Below are 18,433 nucleotides of genomic sequence, written 5' to 3'. Positions count from 1 at the left end.
GGCCCTCACTGTTTCTTATTTTTTGCGTGCCTGAAGTTCAGCGACGATGGCGTCGCGGTGTTCGTTCAGTGTCGGTGGTGCGGTAATGCTGACCGGCCGCTCTCCGTCGTAGGATACGGGCGAGCGCACCGACCGGAAGGTGCCCATTTCGGGATGCTGCGTTGAAACTTCCAACTGCAGGTGTTTGAACTGAGCGTCTTCGAGCACTTCGTTCGAGTCGTACATGGGCGCGTGCGGCACGTCTTCGGCTTCCAGGCGCTGACACCAGGTGTCGCGGCTGTGCTGCCGGAAGATGGGCTTGAGCACCTCGATCATCTGGTCCTGATGCTCGATGCGCCCCTCGCGGGTGCTGAAGCGCGCATCCTGCAGCAGTTCCGGGTAACCAAGGGCATTGGCCAGGCCCTGCCAGAATTTTTCGGGCGACGACATGTGCAGCGCCACCCACTTGCCATCGGCGCATTCCATCACGTAGCTCTGCGATACCTGAGGCCGACTGTAGGGCCCCATAATCTCGCCTTCGGAGAAATAGTGGGTGAAGGCATCGAGGTTGAAGTGGCACATGGCTTCGAGCATCGAGACTTCGACTTTGCGGCCTTTGCCGGTTTGGCTGCGCTCATACAACGCGCCCAGAATGCCGTAGGCAGCGTAAAAGCCAGACATCGCATCGGCCATGGCCGGGCCGACCACGCGCGGGTTTTCCGGGTTAATCAATAGCTTGAGAAAGCCACTGGCGGCCTGGGCCACGGTGTCGTAACTCGGCCGGCCGGCATAGGGGCCGTCCGGACCGAAACCGCTGATGGAACAGTAAATCAGCCCCGGGTTCAGTTCACGCAGGCGGTCTTCGCCCGCACCCAGGCGGTCGGCGGCGCCGGGGCGAAAGTTCTGGATGTAGACATCGGCATCGCGAATCAGGTCGTCGAAAATCGCCAGGTCTTCCGGCTCTTTGGTGTTCAGCGCGATGCTGCGTTTGTTGCGGTTGTAGGTCTGGTAATGCGGGCTGTACAGGCCGCCTTTGAAGGCGCGAAAGGGGTCGCCAGAGCCGGGCATTTCTACCTTAATGACGTTCGCACCGAGATCCGCGAGCAACATCCCGGCCGCCGGGCCGGTAATGAAGGTGCCTTGCTCGATCACGGTAATGCCTTCGAGTACTTTGATCATATGCAGTCTTCCTCGGTGATCAGGCTGAATAGCCGTCTGGCGTCTCGCCGGTGTAGTCCAGGTTTTGGGTTGCCTGGTAGGAGAGCGCAAAGCCGCTCGGCTGTTCGGCTTCTTCGGAAAGATGCGCGATCAGGCTGGCGGTGCGTGCCAGAATCGGTATGCCACGCAGGGCCGAGACCGGGAAATCAACGCCCAGCAACACGGCGGGAATGGCGGCCGATACGTTCAGTTTGAGTTCCTTGCTGATCACCTGGGGAATGGCGCGCTCGACGGCTTCGGCGGTCGCAATAAAGTCGAGGTTCGCACCGGCCTCGCGGGCAACCTTGAACAAGGCATCGACACGGGGATCGCGGGACTTGTGCAGGGGGTGGCCGTAACCCGGAATCGGCTGGCGTTCGGCGCGCAGGGCCTGTACTTCGGCCAGGGCGGCATCATCGAGGCTGGTGCCGTCGCTCATGCGTTCACGGATGCGCACGAACATTTTCCCGGCGGTTTCCGAGGCGCCCAGGATGACCGGGCCACAGCCCAGAATGCCGGCGGCGACCGCGCCTTGCAGGGCATCCGGGGCTGCGGCATAGGTCATGCGGCTGGCTTGAATGCTCGGTACAAAGCCGTGCTCAGCAATGGACACCAGCGTGGCGTCCACCACCTTGCGGGCGGTATCGGTGGGCTGTTTACCGGTCAGCAACAGCAGGAAATAGTCGGTAAAGCTGGTCTGGCCGATCAGGTCCTGACAGAGGTCCTGGCCGCGCACCACGATGGTGTGCTCGTTGGAGGTGCAAATGGCCGTTTTCGGCGTGGTTTCGCGCCCTATCTTCATGGTCGGCTCCGATGTTTATTGTGATTGTTGTCGAGTTGCCCTCACGTTATCCCCACCGAACCATTTACAAAAATGATATATTTCGATATTAATGATCGATACCATCGATAGATAAACGCACAGCCAATCGGAGCGACCATGGAACTGAGGCACTTACGTTACTGCGTGGCGCTGGCCGAGGTGCAAAACTTCACCCGGGCGGCTGAGCGCACTCACGTCACCCAATCGACGCTGTCGCACCAGATCAAACAACTGGAAGATGAACTGTCGGTTGCCCTGTTTAACCGGGATGGCAAGTCGGTATCGCTGACCCAGGCAGGGCGTGATTTTGTGGACACCATTACGCCCATTCTGAAACAGGTAGACGCCGCCGTTGGGGCGTTGAAAGCGCCGCCCGATCAACTGACCGGGGAATTGCGCATTGCGGCCACACACAGCTTCAACGTGCAGCTGATTCCGCAGTGCCTGGCCGCCTTTATGGATAAGTTTCCGCGAGTGAAGGTGGTGGTCGAGGAATTGTCCGGCGACCAGATCGCCCAGGGCCTGGAGACGGGCACGCTGGATCTGGGCATTTCCTACCGCCCTGCGGTGCCGCGTGGGCTCTGGTTCGAGCCCTTGTTCAATGAGGAATTGAAACTGATCATGAGCCCGAGCCATCCGCTGGCGAAACGCAAGCGGGTGCGTATGGTTGAACTCAATGGCTTGCCGCTGGCGCTGCTGACCCGCAATTTCTCAACCCGGCAGTTGCTCGACGAGTGCTTTGACGCCGCAGGGGCCGAACCTCAGGTGGTGGCGGAGATGAACGCCATTTCCCCCATGGTGGAACTGGTGCGACGCACGCGGTTGTGCAGCATCGTCTCCGACAATGCCCTGAGCGGCGAGCCGGATCTGGTTGCGGTGGCGCTGGAAAACCCAACGCCGATTCGCACCCCTGGCCTGCTCTGGAACCGCAACCGTGAACGCCCCCTGGCCACGCGGTATATGGCCAATATTATTCGCGAACTGGCATTGCAGGGGCAGCCTCGCTGATGGTGTGTCGCCACTTGCGGCACGGCCATCGGTAAGAAAACCAGACCCCGCCTTAACAATCCACAGGCAGATGCGGGCCTCTGTACTACACTTTTCTCCATAAAGGGACTTTCCTATGGAGTACACCATTGAGTCTGAAGTACCGTTTCATCTTAATAACGGCCGGGCTTATTTTTGTCTCGTCATTGATTGCGCTGTATCTGTTTAACCGCTCCGCCACGACGATCATTGAGCAGTGGGGGCAACGAATTGCAGAGATACAGGTGCTCTACGACAGCGCCCGCCTGTCACAACCACTGGACCGGGAAATCGCGCTGTCGCAGCAATTCGCGACCTCAAGCGTCATTAAGCGCTGGGCCACAAACCAGAGTGACCCGGATTTCACCCGCGAAGCTGAACAGGAGATGGAACAGTACCGGCAGAGCTTTCGTGACCGCAATTTTTTCATCGCCCTGGAGAATACCGGCGCCTATTACTTCAACAATGCAAACAATGATTACGCGTCGGCACTGCATCGATACACTCTGGATGAACAAGCCGCCAAAGATGCCTGGTTCTATCAGTTGGTAGCGGCCGGGCGGGATTTTCACCTCAACGTTAACCCGGACCCGGAGCTGGGCGTCACCATGCTGTGGATCGATGCCCAAATTCGCACTGACGCGGGCGAGATTGTCGGCCTCGCCGGAACAGGCCTTGAGCTGGCGCCCTTTCTGCGCGACATCGTCGACCTTAACCAACCCGGCATCACCTCGTTGTTTCTGGACGCCAACGGCGCCATTCAGCTCTATCGCGATGCGTCGCTGATCGATTTCGCCACCCAGGTTAAACCCGACGGCCAAAAGAACACCATCGACCGGCTGCTGGATACCCCGAAAGACGTGACGGCGGTTGGGCAGCTAATGCGCGAACTGAGGCAAAACAGTCAGGATGAGACGCAGGTTGAAACGGTCTTTGTGACCCGGGAAGGGACACGCCACCTGCTCGGCATCGCCCACCTACCTGACATCGACTGGTTTGCTGTCACCCTGATCGACCTGACAGAGCTAATGCCAGTAGAGCCCTTTTTTCGAACCCTGGCGCTGATGTCGGTGATGCTGATAGCCAGCCTGGTCATGATCTACCTGCTGCTGAACTACTGGTTTTTGATCCCCATGCAGAAGATGGGCGGGTCTATGCTCGCCTTGCAGAATGGCACCTTTAAGGTTGAGCGCTTACCCAAAGGGCGGGTAGAGGTTGGCCGGTTGATTGCGTATTTTGGGGAAATGGCCGAGTCGATTCTTCGCCATACCGATGAGCTCGAAGATCGCGTACAGGAGCGCACCCACCAGTTAGAAACCCTGGCCCGCATCGACCCGCTCACCAACCTGCTCAACCGCCGGGGCATTACCGACACCCTTGCCACCTGGCTCGACCGTGCCCGTCGCGAGAACACATCGCTCGGAATATTGTGGATCGACCTCGACCACTTCAAGGAACTGAACGACCAATACGGCCACGCCCGCGGTGACCAGGCGCTGATTCAGGTAGCAACCGTGTTGCGAGACAACCTGAGAATCTATGATCAGGCAGCCCGCTGGGGTGGAGATGAATTCTTAATTGTTATGGTCGACTGCGATGCCGACACTCTGATGCAACTGGGTGAGCGAATTCGATCAGCGATTGAAGAAACCATGCATGATGACTGTCATATCATGCATGATGACTGTCATATAACGGTCAGCGTCGGCGGCTACCTGACCCAGCCTACCGATACAATCGACTCCCTGCTGAACCAGGCAGACCAGGCCATGTATCGCGCCAAAGGCTTGGGCAGGAACCGGTTTTACTATCACTCTGATTGACTCGGCTACGGAACGAAGTGGCGGTTCCAGTACTCACGGCAACGTCCACTCAGGCACCGAAAATAGAACGCACCATTCCACCTTTGTCATCACATTGGCAGGTATGATCGGCCTGATGCGCACCGCATTTCATGAGCGGTTCGGCGTGGCGGGCCTTAACAAGCACAGACGGGGCAATTGACTATACTCAACCCGCTCCGCAGGCTGCCTTCCCCCCAAGACCCGCGCCGCCATTACTATAAAAACGATAAGGAGACGACCATGTTGAAAAAAACGCTCGCTACCCTGGCAACCGCCGCTCTGTTGAGCAGTGGTATGGCTGTGGCCGAAGACCGGGTATCCATTGGCACTGGCGGTACCGGTGGCCTGTTTTACGTGATCGGTGCTGGCATGGCCGATGTGATCAACCGCAACCTGGAGGGCACCACTGCCCGGGCAGAAGTCACTGGCGCCTCGGTTGAAAACATTCGCCGCGTCGCGGCAGGCCAGATGACCTTTGGTTTCTCCTCATCCTCGACGTTGTACGAAGCCACCGTGGGTGAAGGCCCATTCAATGGCCAGCCGCTGGATGTAGCCGCCATGGCCTATCTGTACCCGGCCGTTTTGCAGGTCGCGACGATTGAAGGCACAGGCATTACCGACATCAGCCAACTGGCTGGCAAAAGCGTCAGCATGGGCCCTCCGGGCAGCAACGCCGCAGTTTTGGCTCAGCGCTTGCTGACCGCATACGGCGTGCTCGATGACGTCGAGCAACAGTTCTTGTCGTACAACGAAGGCGTCAGTGCTTTGAAAAACGGTCAGGTAGAAGCGGCGGTTGTATTGGCCGGTGCACCAACGGCCTCGCTAATCGATCTGGATGCACAGGAAGACATGGTGCTGCTGTCGGTCGATGCCGATACTGTCGCCGGAATGCTTGAAGACTACCCGTTCTATCAGCTGTATGACGTACCCTCCGACACATACCCAGATCAGACAGGCCCGGTTACCATGATCAACGATCCGGCCACGCTGTTCACGGCGACCACTGCCGACGAGGTCACGATCTTCAACCTGGTCAGTGTCCTGTTCGACAACCTGGATCAACTGGCCGAAGTGCACCCACAGGCAGCGGCGATCTCGGTTGAAACCGCCACTCAGGTTCCAGTTCCCCTGCATCCCGGTGCTGCGCGGTATTTTGAGTAACCCTGTTGTTTAAGAGGTAGAACATCTTGTTCATTTCTCTGACTCGGCTGGATATTCCGAACAGTCTGCAGTCCTTCTGGGAGACCCGTGTGGTCTCCCTGTTATTTGTGGCCATGGCGGTGTTTACCGCTGGCCTGGTTGTCTATGGCGCTTACTTTGGGGGCATCACCGCCCTGCTGTTACGCGCCCTGTTCTTCTCGGCGGTCGCCTCGGCGGGGTTAATGGCCTCGGCCCTGAGCATTCGGCGGCTGCCCGTTCGTGTATTACTCTATGCGCTGGCACTGATCGCCTGGATTCCCGGCCCTCACCTGTGGCAATCCTACATGGACATCATCATGCGGGGGGCCATGTCAATTCCGCTCGACCAGTGGATTTTCGTCGGTCTGTTGCTGGTGGTCGTCACGCTGGTGCGCGTTCGAGTCGGCTGGGCACTGGTTGTGCTAATGGCACTGGCCCTGGCTTATGCCACCTGGGGCTACCTGATTCCCGGCAAATACGGACACGGTGGGTACGACCTGCCGCGATTGACCTCCACGCTGATGCTCTCCACCGAAGGCGTGTATGGCGTGCCCATGGGCGTTGCCGTGGAATACATCTTCCTGTTTGCGCTGTTCGGTGCCTTGCTGACTCGCATCGGTACCGGTGAAGTGTTTGTCGACCTGGCGCGTGGCCTGACTGGCCGGGTTCAGGGCGGGCCTGGTCTGTCTGCGGCGCTGTCGAGCGCCATGCTGGGTTCACTGAACGGCAGCGCGGTTGCCAATGTAGTCACCACTGGCACCTTTACCATTCCGCTGATGAAAAAGGTCGGCTACAGCCCGAAACTGGCCGCAGCCATTGAGGCGGCTGCGTCGTCCGCCGGGCAGATCATGCCCCCGGTGATGGGCGCCGCCGCGTTCTTGATGGCGGAGATCATCGGCATTCCCTACGGCCAGATTGCCCTGGCGGCTCTTGTGCCGGCGCTGCTGTACATCCTCGCGCTGATGATTGAGGTGAGGCTCGAAGCCGGCCGCCTGAACCTGGAACGCGACTCGGCCGGTGGCCTGATGTTTTTAGGCAAGGTGCTGAAATCGCGCGGCTATCTGCTGATTCCCCTGTTCATTCTCATTGGCTTTATGGTGGCCGGTGAATCCCCCACCCGAGCCGCCGTGCTCGCCATTGTCGCGGGCTTGCTGATCAGCCCCTGGCATAAGGATACCCGGGTAAAACTGACGGAATTACTGCAGGTATGCCAGGAAACCCTGCTCGCCACCTTGCCCATTGTGGCCGCAGTGGCGGCGGCCGGTGTTGTCATCGGCGTACTGAACCTGACCGGAATGGGGTTGATGGTCTCTGGCCTGATCGTCGACGTGGGCGGCGGCAGTTTGTGGGCCGTGCTGCTGCTAACGGCGCTGGCGTCCTTCGTACTGGGCATGGGCCTGCCAACCTCGGCAGCCTACTTGCTACTGGCAGTTTTGGTTGCCCCGGCCCTGACACGGCTGGGCATGCCCGCCTTGTCAGCACACATGTTCATCTTCTATTTCGGACTGGTCTCGGCGATTACACCGCCCGTGGCGCTGGCGGCCTACGCCGCTGCCAGTATTGCCGGCTCTTCCCCCAATGAAACCGCTGTCGAATCCATGCGGCTCGGGTTCGTGAAACTGCTGGTACCCTTCCTGTTCGTCACTATGCCGGGCCTCTTGCTCATCGGCAACGCCTGGGAAATTACCGGCGCGATTGTGCTGGCGACCATTGCAACCACGGCGCTGTCGATTGGCCTGTCAGGCTGGCTGGGCAGAGGCATGGCGGGCTGGGAGCGCTGGGTGTTCATCATCGCCGCGCTAATGGTCGCTTGGCCCACCAACGTGGCAAACCTGGACCCAGTGATTGTGGCGATTCGATTGGTGGGGGTAGTGGCAACCGTCGCGTTGGCGGTTCGGTTTTGGTTGGAGTTGCGGCGGCAGCCGCTTTCGACAGCCTGACCCCGTTAAACGGATCAGGCACCGGCTGGTGCCGGGTTTTAAGACAGGCGGGGATGGCTCGATAGGTATTTCTTTACTGAAGTGATTGTTCAATGGCACGAAGCGAGGTCCCTTGAACCCAACTCTATTTCATTAATCTAAACTATTATAAACAGGATTTTTATAGCCGCTTAGTGTCGGTATCTTGGTAGGCCGTTGGTGTCCTCTAAAGCGGGGAAAGTTCACGATGAAAGAGTGAAAAATTGACCCGTCTGACGCCGTTTGTTATGTGTTTTCACTCTTACTTAGCTTAATTGCTGCATACATGATGTTGCTAATTACCGGGTCCTTAAGTGCTTGGAGTTTGCGAATTAAGGATGGCCTTTCTCTAAGCTCAACGGCCAACAACGCTGCATACTTTGGTTTGTACACGGCTTTCCAGTTGCCGTCTGCATGGGCACGGAAAACATGACAGAATTCATTAATCAACGCAGACAATCGTGAATTAAGCTCATTATCATCGCCGAATGAGTATTTTTGATCATGCCAACCATTGTTTACCACTCAATCACCTCTGACACATAACGCAGAGTGCAGCGGCAGTTTGTGGGGTGGCGTTTTGTGCTAGCGTAGCGTTCAGCACAAAAAAAGCCGCGGAACAAATTGTCCGACTGGCACGTATTCTTATGAGCAGTTTTTGCAGTAAATACACTCATCATAATATACGCCATTTTTAAATATACCCTTAGTAATAGTCCCCTCTAGCTTAAAGCCATTTTTAATAAGGACTTTCTTTGACCCCTCGTTTGAAGAGAAAACTGGAGCATATAGTTGAACTATATCTGTTTTATTGAAGATATACTGGCACATGATTTCTATTGCACTCGTTGCAATACCTTTCCCCCAAAATGGTTGTCCAAGCCAATATCCAATTTCTCCACGATGTGATTTCTCGAGAATATCTCTACGCACGCCGATAATTCCAACAAAATCATCATAAAAGGTTATCGCACGTACAATTTCAGCCTTTGATCCTTCATTTATCCACCAAAGAGCGTCTTTCTCTGTATACGGAGTCGGAATACGAGATGACAAAAAGCGGACAACATCTTGATTGTTCAGGTGAACAATCAGTTGGTCTTTGTCGTCTTCAGTTAGTTCACGTAGTTCGATCATGTGGACTCACAACGCTCGCATAAATGGCGAACAACTTGTTGCGAGTCCAGCCCGTACCGCAAGGCGGTGAAATTAAACGCGCGATATTTCATGCTATTGTTATCCATTCACATTACCAAACTGCTTATTTCCACTAGACTTTAATTTTTAGTGCTTCTTTCAATTGCTGCTTCTAAAGCTTCCTGAATACGTTTCTCCCGCGTGACGGGCTTTGCAGCTTCACCAATCCTCCGGATTAAGTAATTTTTCTTTCCTGGAGGAAGATCTATGAAACTATCTACCATTCCACTAATCTCTAGTAATGCTAGTAAATCATCAGGAACATCTACGTCGTCAGGATCTATAACTACGATATCAAGTTTAATTTGGTCGCCAATATTAGTTTTCGTAAACTTTCGGACCTTTGATTTGATACGGATAAAGTGCTTGCCACCACCAACAGGAAATAAGCTAATTTGAAATGGCTCTGAATTATTTACACAAGCACGAACAAGTACGGGCCCTTTAGTGCCAAGTGACGACGTTATGCTCGCAGGCACCCTAACAGCGCAGTAATCCATACCCTCAGCCCAGTTCTCTAATTTCGCACTAAATTCAAACTGTCTTCCGATTAAAGACTTATCTACCATGAATTGTTCTCAATATTGCATAACGCCAGCCATAAGCGGCGCCCTGACAAGGGCGCCCGGTGTAGGGCCATCGGCCCGGAACAACCTTAATGGCTTTGTTATGTATTGTCATACCCGATGTAAGCATCTGCACCATCAAAACCATGTGCTAAGGACTGCGCCTGCTCTTTGCTTACGTGAAACTGCTTTACATCGCCATTTTCGTCAGTGACTTTCAGGTAGATTTGGTGGTCACCAAAGAAGTTACTTACATACACTTCAAATGTTGTTGAAGCCTCTGACTTGTTGGCCTTACCGCTCTCTTTATCGACCGGGTAAAGTTCTTCTTCCGCATACATGGTAGTAGCCATCTGCTCTCCTTAATTGCTGAGGCAATATTCATACATAACGCTGACAGCAAAGGCGCGGTCTTTTTCGCGTCCATTGCCTGTGATTGTTATGCTTTGTCGCGCTATTCGATGATATTGTGTTTTTCCAAGTATTTTATACCTTCTTCTTGAATCCAAATTTGACCCCCACTCCTATGTAGCAACCCCTGTTCAAGGGCCAATCTAAAATACTTATCGAATGTCAATCGACGCATAGTGGTTCTTTTAAGAATATGAGGGAACCAAACAAATGGTTCTGACGAAGAATCGTATGTATCGGAGACTGCTATCATTACAGCCTTAATTCCATCCGCAACCCTATCTGGTTTTGAACCGCCCATTGGTTTGAAAGAGTTTTTGCCTATTTCGGGCTTCTCATAGAGTGGTGAATTCAGTAGAACTCGTAATAATTCATCAAGACTATATTCAACTTCTGAATCATTTGAAAAATTGACGTACAGTTTTGTTTTTAAAAACGTAGGCGTCTCATTAGTTCCTGATTGCCTAATAATAGGAATAACCTTATTACTATCTATGCGAGACAACAAAGTCGAAGTAACAATCATTTTCTCATAACCAACTCCCCCTTCTCCGGAGTTAGCTTTTTCTACGTATTTATCTGTACAGACTATTAGGACGAAATCAGATGAAGCTAGCTGTGTTTCCATGAAATGAGGCAAGTCATCGCCAGGCTGCAAATCCCACTGGTCCAGGATTGCATCTACACCTCGATTCCGTAGCGTAGTTGCGAATTCGAGCACCCACTCCTTGTGTTCTGCTGAATCATGAGAATATGAGATAAAAACTCTAGGTGGATTCACGCTTTCTCCTTTATGCATAACGATTGCAGCATGCACGCCCATGGAATGTAGCCGGAGGCGCAATGTAATGGGCGTCGCCGTGCCTGCCCTGGTTATGCAGTTTTACCAACGAACGGGGTCCGATTCGAATTCGCTCTGTTCGAGCCGCTCCAAGAATGAAAAAGATCCGGGAACGTTGCTTTTCACCTCGCACCATATACCCGAAATCAACGATTTCTCAAGGTTGTCTTTTATGCCACTTTTCCACTCAGCCCAACGCGCCTTGCTAACCCGCCTTTTTGATCTCTGATAAACCTGCTCGTTACAAAGGTCAAGGTAGTTATATATTGCTTCACGTGCTTCTTTATGACTGTCTCCATTTAGCTTTTTGCCAAGGAGAGCATCGACCGGAACTCTGTACATTAACTCCCGGTACTGCTGATCGTAAGAATCCTCAAAAGATGCGCCAGCCAGCTTCCTGGACTGCCAGATTTGCCAAGTTGCGATAAGAACACCAGCCGCTGTAGCTGCTGATGCAATACTATTTAAATCCATGAGCTACCTTCTACTGTATAACAGCTAATTCATCGTCGACTCCGCCCCTTATTCCGGCGGAAGTTTCACATAATCCATACAGTACATTCGCTAAGGCCCAGCTACACAGGGCTTTAAGCGACATTGCGCTGCCACACCTAAGTGATATCAAAACCAGCGAAACCGTCGCTTCAGACGATGATTCCAGGCATCAGCGTCGTCTGCGACGCATATTCCGGTTTTTCACCGGGATATGCGTCGCGATTCAGTCTCTGATTGCGATGAAGTTCACACAGTAATAATTCAGTTAGTCGTGGCTAGCGTCGGTTCAACGGAATACCGGCGTTTAGTGCACGACTGAATGGAACAATAACGTTAAGCGTGAGAATCGATCAGATTCGCTACCGCCCGGCCGGTTACAGGGCACACCAAGGCAAAATAGGTTGTATTGACACCATGGCACTCTGAGATGAAGTTGGCAAGTGGTTATGTGGTGAGGGTGTCGTTTGCGCCCTTTCTCCTCACACTTGCCCTGGTTTGGTTGGGTTTAGGATCTTGAAAAAACCCCTCTCCCCAGCTCTCTCCCATGGGATGGGAGAGGGAGCGTTTAGTGGGTGGCGAGTCGCACCCCTGAGGGAGTTTGCACGGGCTTGTGGTTTAAGCGGGTTCGAAACCAAAGCCGTTGTTGGTGATGCGCATGGTTTTGCCTTCCTGAGCGGAGGCTTGAGCGGCCAGGCCGAGAACGACTGCTTTCAAGCCGTCTTCTACGGTGACTTCTACCGCAGCGCCTTCGGTAATGGCTTTGAAAAAGCCCAGGTGCTGGTAGAACGTAGAGCCGTTGTGGTCGCCGGCCTCCAGCAGGGCCGGGTCGACCGGGATGTCGGATTCTATTGGGCCTTTGGGGTCGCGCGGGCTCACAATCACCTTGGGAGTTGGTGGCTCGCCCAGGTGGTCGGGCCAGAAGCGGCCGGGGCCGGGCACCAGACATTCGACCTTGGCGGTGGGCCCTACGGCGCTGATCTCTTCCTGGTAGCGCGAGCCTTCGGCGAACATGCACAGTTCCAGCATGGCGCGTTTGCCGTTGGCGAAGTTCACGATCACGTAGGCGTTATCGAGAATGTCGGGTGTTTGGCCGTTGTAGGCTTCATCGAGGTGGTTAACATCCTGACCGGCACTGGCCATCACCGAGATCGCTTCGCTTTCGAGCAGCAACCGCATCAAATCGAAGAAGTGGCAGCATTTTTCGACCAGGGTACCGCCGGTGTTGGCATTGAAACGGTTCCAGTCGCCCACTTTCGGCAAGAACGGAAAGCGATGTTCGCGAATGCTAAGCATCGATACGGGCCCGGCATCACCCGCTTGTACGTGTTCGCGCAGGCGCGTCACCGGGGGCATATAGCGGTATTCCATGGCCACCCAAACCGGGGCCGGGTGCGCCGCCACAGCCGCGCGGACGGGCTCTACGTCGTCGATGCGGGTGACCAGCGGCTTTTCGATGAGAATCGGCAGTTGGGTGTGGGCCAGCAGGGTCAGTAACTGGTCGGCATGGCAATGGTTCGGGCTGGCAACCAGCAGGGCATCAAGATCGGACCGGGCACACAGTGCCTCGACCGAGTCGACAAAGCTCGCACCGGGCACCAGTTGAGCACAGGCATCGCGCATGGCTGCGTCGGGTTCAAAAATTGCGACCACCTCAGCGCCTTCTATTATCGCCAGATTACGCAGGTGTTCCTGCCCCATCATGCCGCATCCCAAAACGCCGTATCGAACCTGTGCCATTGCGTACTCCACTGTTGTGACTGTTTACTGAGACTAATAACTGCATTCAAGTGATGTTCAACCGTCGCCCACAGGCAACATGAACCATTCAACAGAACGGCCTGTTACCAAACGCCTTATGACAAACGGGAAATGTAACGAACCACGGCCGGGTCGAACCAGGTGTAGGAAAATTCTTCAACCCGATCGTTGCTCGACCAGCTCAGCCGTTCAACAAACCCCAGCATCGTATCGGGCGCTTTGCCGAGCAGGTCGGCCACCCAGTCTGGCGCGCCGGTGCAACTGATGCGGTCTTCAATGTGGGTGATCCAGAAATCGAAATGATCGCGATAATGTTTGTACAAACTTTCCAGTAGCTTCTCGGCGCTCAGTGCAGGGTCGTGCTGCTGATCGAGCCATATTTCCTCGGCGGCCGCCGGTGTCTGGTTCAGGTAACGCAACCGGCGGATACACCACAGCGGTGTGTTACTCTCCAACCCGAGCTGACCGGCCACGTAGGGGTTCTCGGCTGCTGTTACGCTGAGCGTATCGGCATTGGGCATGCCGCCGCCTTCCAGCAATTCGAGCCGGAACAGTTGATACACGGCCCGGTTATTCAGCGTGGCTCTGACATAGGTGCCCGAGCCCTGGCGACGCTCAAGCATGCCGTCGCCTTCAAGTTTGGACAGCGCCTTGCGCAGGGTTCCAATGGCCACCCCCAGCTGGGTGGCGAGATCGGCCTCAATCGGCAGGCGTTCGCCAATCTGGTAATGGCCGGCGGCGATTTCGCGGTGCAGCAATTCGCTGATCTGAATATACAATGGCAGGCGTTTGGTCTGCTTCTTACCGGACGATGCACTGCCTGACATTTTCGGGGTTGTTGTGGTCATTGTTATTACCCTGATCAGTGAAATTCATTCACTATTCATTTACATGTTGAGCATACCTTGTTAGGGTGCGAATGCCAACATTTCTGACTCATTGCCAACAATAAGGGCCTGATCGCCCAGTGGAGAACACCATGCAACGCATTCACCTTCCCAACACCGACGTCGAACTGAGCCGGCTGGTTTATGGCGTCTGGCGCCTGGCCGATGATCAGGATACCTCGGTCGACCATGTTCGTGCCAAAATCGATGCGGCTCTGGCCGAAGGCATCACCACGTTCGACCACGCCGACATCTATGGCAACTACGAATGCGAGATCCTGTTCGGCACTGCTCTGGCGGCCGACCCCGCGCTGCGCGATAAAATGGAACTGATCAGCAAGTGCGACATTGCCCTGGCCACCGACAAGTTCCCGAACCGTCGCGTCAAACACTACGACACCAGCGCCGGATACATTAACGCCAGCGTCGAGAACAGCCTGAGCCACCTGCACACCGACCACCTGGACCTGTTGCTGATTCACCGGCCAGACCCATTGATGGACGCGGCCGAGACCGGTGCCGCCCTCGATGCGCTGATCGACAGCGGAAAAACCCGTGCCGTCGGCGTCTCCAACTTTGGGGTTCACGAGTGGCGTTTGTTGCAGGCGAACATGAAGCACCGTCTGTGCGTTAACCAGATCGAGATGAGCGTACTGGAACGCAGCGCCTTCACCGACGGCACCCTGGCCGCGATGCAACTCGACCAGATACAGGCCATGGCCTGGTCACCCCTGGCCGGCGGCCAGATCTTCGGTTCCGATGACGCGGCTAAACGCGTGCGCCCATTGCTCGAAGACGTCGCCCAATCCAAAGCCCAGGGCCGCGTCGACCTCGCCGCGTTCGCCTGGCTGCTGGCTCACCCGGCTGGCATTCTGCCCGTTGTCGGCACCAATAACATCGAGCGCATCAAAGGCCTGGCCCAGGCCATGGACATCACGATTGATCGCGAAACCTGGTACGAAATCTGGACCGCTGCTGCGGGGCAGGAAGTGCCTTGAAGGTTGCTTTTTAACCGATAAAAAAGGCGCGAACACTCGCGCCTTTTTTATGGATGGGTATTTCTTCAACGACACCCAGCGTTCGGCAAGAACCGCTGTTTCACTGAACAGCAGGCAGGGCGCAACAGAACCCGCCGCTATTAACGCCCAAGGCTTATTTGTAGGAAATAGACGCCAGAATACTGCGCTCGCCTTTAAAGGGCTGGCGCGCGTGGAGGACGGTGTAGTTGCTGATCCAGAGCACGTCGCCATCTTGCCATTTGAAGTTGACGCATAACTCATCCATGGCTTTAACGGTGGCATCCATGACTTCGGGGTCCATGTACTCGCCGGAGCCGGTAGTAACCGCCTTGGTGCCTACGTTGCGGCTGTCATTCCAGCCGGTATAGACCGCCAGCACGGCGTTGAAGAACACCTTTTGGCGGGTTTCCTGGTCGAATTGAATGGCTGGTAGCACGCGGGTGCGCGTCAGCAAATTGCCATTGTCGAGCCACTCCCAGTCCATGCCGGCCTCGGTCATCACGCGTTCGGCGTCTTCGCGAGTCTGCACCTGGAAGGTGTCTTTCCAGGAGCGGCCAATGGCCGAACCTTTATCGGTCACTTCCGGCATGACGCGGTTGTAGCGCACGCCTTCTTTTTCCAGGCGCTCGGCGAATTCCGGGTTGATGTCGCTAAAGGCGCGATAGATCTCGCCCGAGTGCAGAATTGAGGTTGCACCGCCCTCTTCGGCGGCTTTTTCGCAGTAGAAAAAGATGTAACCCGGCGGGTTCGGTACCTGGGCCATTTCATGGTGAAACGGAATGGTCTCAGACGCCGGTGATTCGTTGGCCGTTACGATGCGCGACGCAGTGACCTGGTTGCGCGGAGCCGCACCGCCGACGTAGGGCATGTTCTTGAAGGAGGTGTGATCCAAGTGGCGCTCAAAGGCATCGGCATCGGTGACCGGGAAACCGCGAAACAGGATGGCACCGTGCTCAATCAACTGGGCTTTCAGGGCTTCCTGCTGTTCAGAGACCCAGGCATCGAATGCGCCGACGTCGCTGGCTACGGCGTCGCTGTGCGGTGTTACCACCAGCGGAAAATCCCGGCCATTGACCTGTTTTTGTTCGGGTATGCGATCGATTTTTATTGTCATGCTGCCTCCTGGATGGACGGTCGGGCTGCCTGAAACCGGCACGCACCGCACTCTGAGCCTGTGATAACACCACTCTAGCAACCTGAATTTAAAAAGTAAATCAATAGTGAATGAATTTATTCCGAACGCCATTCGTGAAAAAATTCATCTACTATTGATTTACATCAAGTAAAAGGGCTGTTAACGTTTTCACTGCCCTGATGAGAGAGGTTCAACAATGACAACAATGAACCGGCATCCGGCACACTCAGGTGTTCTGCTATGAACGCCCTGCTGTTGCCGTTGAAAGCCCTGATGTTTCTGAACACCGCCATTGCCTCGGTCGGCAAGTTCCTCGCGTGGATCTGCGTGACCCTGATGGTCTCGTCCATCCTGTTTCAGGTGGTGATGCGTTATGTGTTCAATAACGCCCAGCCCTGGCCCGAAGAAGTGGCCCGCGCCTTTATGATCTGGATGATGGCGCTGGTGGCTGCTGCGGCTTACCGGGAAGGCTCATTCGTTGCCATTGAAATGCTGCACGATTTTCTGCCACGGGTTGTCGCTGCGCTGCTGAAAATAGTGCTCTACGTCGCCGCACTGATCATTCTGTATTACCTGTTCACCATGGGGCTGGAGTTTTTTCAGCGTGGTTTTCGCACCCGTGCAGCCAGCTTCAACCTGCCACGTGCCTGGATCTACCTGGCCATGCCCGTCTGTTTTGGCACCATGATTCTGGTCAATATTGAACTGCTGCTGAAAGAAACCGGCGCTCTGCTGTTTCGTGATTTCAACGACCGGCTTGGCATTAAACCCAAACACGGCAGAGCCCAGCTGGCGATGGAGTAAGCAGTATGTTGATTCTCTTTTTACCTCTGTTTTTGATCGTGCTGCTAATTGGCATGCCGGTGTTTTTTGCCACCCTGTTTGCCCCCGGTTTTATGCTGCTGTGGGAAGGCATGGACCGTGATCTGCCGCTGTTGTTTCGCAACATCTATAACGGCATCGACTCCTTTCCACTGATGGCAATTCCGTTTTTCATGCTCGCTGGTGAGCTGATGAACCGGGGCGGCATTACTTTTCGGCTGGTGGATTTTTCGCAGGCGTTCATCGGTCATGTTCGTGGCGGCCTGGCCCACGTGAACATCATGTCGAGCATGTTGTTTGCCGGCCTTTCCGGCTCGGCCGTCGCCGATACCTCGGCCATCGGTTCGATGATGATTCCGGCGATGGAAAAGAACGGCTATAAACGTAAGTTTGCGGCCGCCATCACCGCGGCCTCATCCGTCATCGGGCCGATCATTCCGCCTTCCGGCATTATGATTATTTACGCCTACACCATGGAAGTATCGGTCGCTTCATTGTTCGCAGCCGGTATCGTGCCAGGGGTGTTGATGGGCGCTTCGCTGATGCTCATCACTGCGTTGATGGCCAAGCGCTATGACTTTCCCACCTCTGGCCACAAATACACCTGGCCCGAGCGTGCCGTTGCGACGAAGAAAGCGATTCTGCCTCTGCTGACGCCGATCATTATTCTGGGTGGCATTCTGGGCGGTATCTTCACGCCCACTGAAGCTTCGGCCGTCGCTGTTGCGTATGCCCTGATACTCAGTGTGTGGGTCTTGAAGTCAGTCAAGTTAACCGATTTGCCGCAGGTCTTTGTGCGTAGTGCCATGGGCTCGGCTGTGGTGTTATTGCTGGTGGGTTCGGCCATGGCATTCAAGACCGTCGTAAGCCTGTCGCAGTCTGCACAGATGTTGGCCGAGTGGATGCTGACGCTGAGCGAGAACGCCTACATCTTGCTGTTTCTAATCAACATCATGCTGTTCATCGTCGGCATGTTTCTCGATGCCGGCCCGGCGATCATTATTCTCGGCCCCATTCTCGCGCCGATCTTCACATCGATCGGGGTCGACCCGGTGCACTTTGCGATGATCATGAGCGTTAACCTCACCGTTGGGCTGGCGACACCGCCAATGGGGCTGGTGCTGTTTGTGGCCTCAAGCGTTTCCGGTGAGCGGGTGGAATCGATCGCCAAGGCTATCCTGCCGTTCCTGGCCGCCGAGATTGCGGTGATTTTCCTGATCACCTTTGTACCGGAAATTTCACTGACCGTTCCCCGTCTGCTGGGCCTGATGCCGTGGCCCGCATGACGAACGGTGC

18 protein-coding genes are annotated in these 18,433 nt (G+C 55.1%); 7 read left to right on the top strand and 11 right to left on the bottom strand.

From position 1 onward, the window contains the following. Positions 1–15: 15 nt before the first annotated feature. Together ACHUE7_RS01315 and ACHUE7_RS01310 are read right to left on the bottom strand one after the other, a co-directional pair. A complete protein-coding gene (locus ACHUE7_RS01315; RefSeq protein ID WP_394168361.1) occupies positions 16–1,158 on the bottom strand; it encodes a CaiB/BaiF CoA transferase family protein in 1,143 nt (380 codons plus the stop codon). A gap of 19 nt (positions 1,159–1,177) precedes the next feature. Continuing rightward, complete coding sequence (locus ACHUE7_RS01310) at positions 1,178–1,978, bottom strand: citryl-CoA lyase (protein WP_394168359.1); 801 nt, start codon at positions 1,976–1,978, stop codon at positions 1,178–1,180. A gap of 138 nt (positions 1,979–2,116) precedes the next feature. Here ACHUE7_RS01310 and ACHUE7_RS01305 point away from each other — a divergent pair, with 138 nt between their 5' ends. From ACHUE7_RS01305 to ACHUE7_RS01290, 4 genes are all read left to right on the top strand, one after another. Then, a complete protein-coding gene (locus tag ACHUE7_RS01305; RefSeq protein ID WP_394168358.1) occupies positions 2,117–3,007 on the top strand; it encodes a LysR substrate-binding domain-containing protein in 891 nt (296 codons plus the stop codon). 128 nt (positions 3,008–3,135) lie between these two features. Then, positions 3,136–4,848, top strand: coding sequence for a GGDEF domain-containing protein (locus tag ACHUE7_RS01300; RefSeq protein WP_394168357.1), 1,713 nt, complete (start codon positions 3,136–3,138; stop codon positions 4,846–4,848). 261 nt (positions 4,849–5,109) lie between these two features. Next, positions 5,110–6,030: a TAXI family TRAP transporter solute-binding subunit gene (locus tag ACHUE7_RS01295; RefSeq protein WP_394168356.1), complete on the top strand. Its 921-nt coding sequence runs from the start codon at positions 5,110–5,112 to the stop codon at positions 6,028–6,030. 26 nt (positions 6,031–6,056) lie between these two features. Next, positions 6,057–7,988, top strand: a complete 1,932-nt coding sequence (locus ACHUE7_RS01290) for a TRAP transporter permease (protein ID WP_394168355.1) — start codon at positions 6,057–6,059, stop codon at positions 7,986–7,988. Between the two features lie 264 nt (positions 7,989–8,252). Here the strand turns inward: ACHUE7_RS01290 and ACHUE7_RS01285 are convergent, their stop codons facing one another. The 8 genes from ACHUE7_RS01285 to ACHUE7_RS01250 form a co-directional block, all read right to left on the bottom strand. After that, positions 8,253–8,531: a hypothetical protein gene (locus tag ACHUE7_RS01285; RefSeq protein WP_394168354.1), complete on the bottom strand. Its 279-nt coding sequence runs from the start codon at positions 8,529–8,531 to the stop codon at positions 8,253–8,255. A 120-nt stretch (positions 8,532–8,651) separates the two neighbouring features. After that, entirely contained in the window at positions 8,652–9,143 is a 492-nt protein-coding gene (locus ACHUE7_RS01280) for a GNAT family N-acetyltransferase (RefSeq protein WP_394168353.1), read from the bottom strand. A gap of 140 nt (positions 9,144–9,283) precedes the next feature. After that, entirely contained in the window at positions 9,284–9,772 is a 489-nt protein-coding gene (locus ACHUE7_RS01275) for a YdeI/OmpD-associated family protein (protein ID WP_394168352.1), read from the bottom strand. A gap of 98 nt (positions 9,773–9,870) precedes the next feature. Further along, complete coding sequence (locus ACHUE7_RS01270; protein ID WP_394168351.1) at positions 9,871–10,122, bottom strand: hypothetical protein; 252 nt, start codon at positions 10,120–10,122, stop codon at positions 9,871–9,873. Positions 10,123–10,223: 101 nt separating this feature from the next. After that, positions 10,224–10,961, bottom strand: coding sequence for a toll/interleukin-1 receptor domain-containing protein (locus ACHUE7_RS01265; RefSeq protein WP_394168350.1), 738 nt, complete (start codon positions 10,959–10,961; stop codon positions 10,224–10,226). Positions 10,962–11,063: 102 nt separating this feature from the next. Beyond that, complete coding sequence (locus tag ACHUE7_RS01260; RefSeq protein ID WP_394168349.1) at positions 11,064–11,495, bottom strand: hypothetical protein; 432 nt, start codon at positions 11,493–11,495, stop codon at positions 11,064–11,066. 636 nt (positions 11,496–12,131) lie between these two features. After that, positions 12,132–13,253 carry a Gfo/Idh/MocA family protein gene (locus ACHUE7_RS01255; protein ID WP_394168348.1) on the bottom strand — a complete coding sequence of 374 codons (1,122 nt, stop codon included), beginning with the start codon at positions 13,251–13,253 and terminating at the stop codon, positions 12,132–12,134. Between the two features lie 116 nt (positions 13,254–13,369). Then, positions 13,370–14,122, bottom strand: coding sequence for a GntR family transcriptional regulator (locus tag ACHUE7_RS01250; RefSeq protein ID WP_394168347.1), 753 nt, complete (start codon positions 14,120–14,122; stop codon positions 13,370–13,372). Between the two features lie 131 nt (positions 14,123–14,253). Between ACHUE7_RS01250 and ACHUE7_RS01245 the strand changes: the two genes are divergently transcribed. Continuing rightward, positions 14,254–15,159, top strand: a complete 906-nt coding sequence (locus ACHUE7_RS01245) for an aldo/keto reductase (protein WP_394168346.1) — start codon at positions 14,254–14,256, stop codon at positions 15,157–15,159. Positions 15,160–15,313: 154 nt separating this feature from the next. Here ACHUE7_RS01245 and ACHUE7_RS01240 read toward each other — a convergent pair whose 3' ends face one another. After that, positions 15,314–16,294 carry a TauD/TfdA family dioxygenase gene (locus ACHUE7_RS01240; RefSeq protein ID WP_394168345.1) on the bottom strand — a complete coding sequence of 327 codons (981 nt, stop codon included), beginning with the start codon at positions 16,292–16,294 and terminating at the stop codon, positions 15,314–15,316. Positions 16,295–16,555: 261 nt separating this feature from the next. Between ACHUE7_RS01240 and ACHUE7_RS01235 the strand changes: the two genes are divergently transcribed. Further along, complete coding sequence (locus tag ACHUE7_RS01235) at positions 16,556–17,119, top strand: TRAP transporter small permease (RefSeq protein WP_394168344.1); 564 nt, start codon at positions 16,556–16,558, stop codon at positions 17,117–17,119. Positions 17,120–17,124: 5 nt separating this feature from the next. Then, positions 17,125–18,423: a TRAP transporter large permease gene (locus tag ACHUE7_RS01230; RefSeq protein WP_394168343.1), complete on the top strand. Its 1,299-nt coding sequence runs from the start codon at positions 17,125–17,127 to the stop codon at positions 18,421–18,423. Positions 18,424–18,433 lie beyond the last annotated feature (10 nt).

Source organism: Saccharospirillum alexandrii, assembly GCF_043641555.1.
GTDB lineage: Bacteria > Pseudomonadota > Gammaproteobacteria > Pseudomonadales > Natronospirillaceae > Saccharospirillum > Saccharospirillum alexandrii_A.
This window is presented reverse-complemented; position numbering and strand designations above follow the sequence as displayed.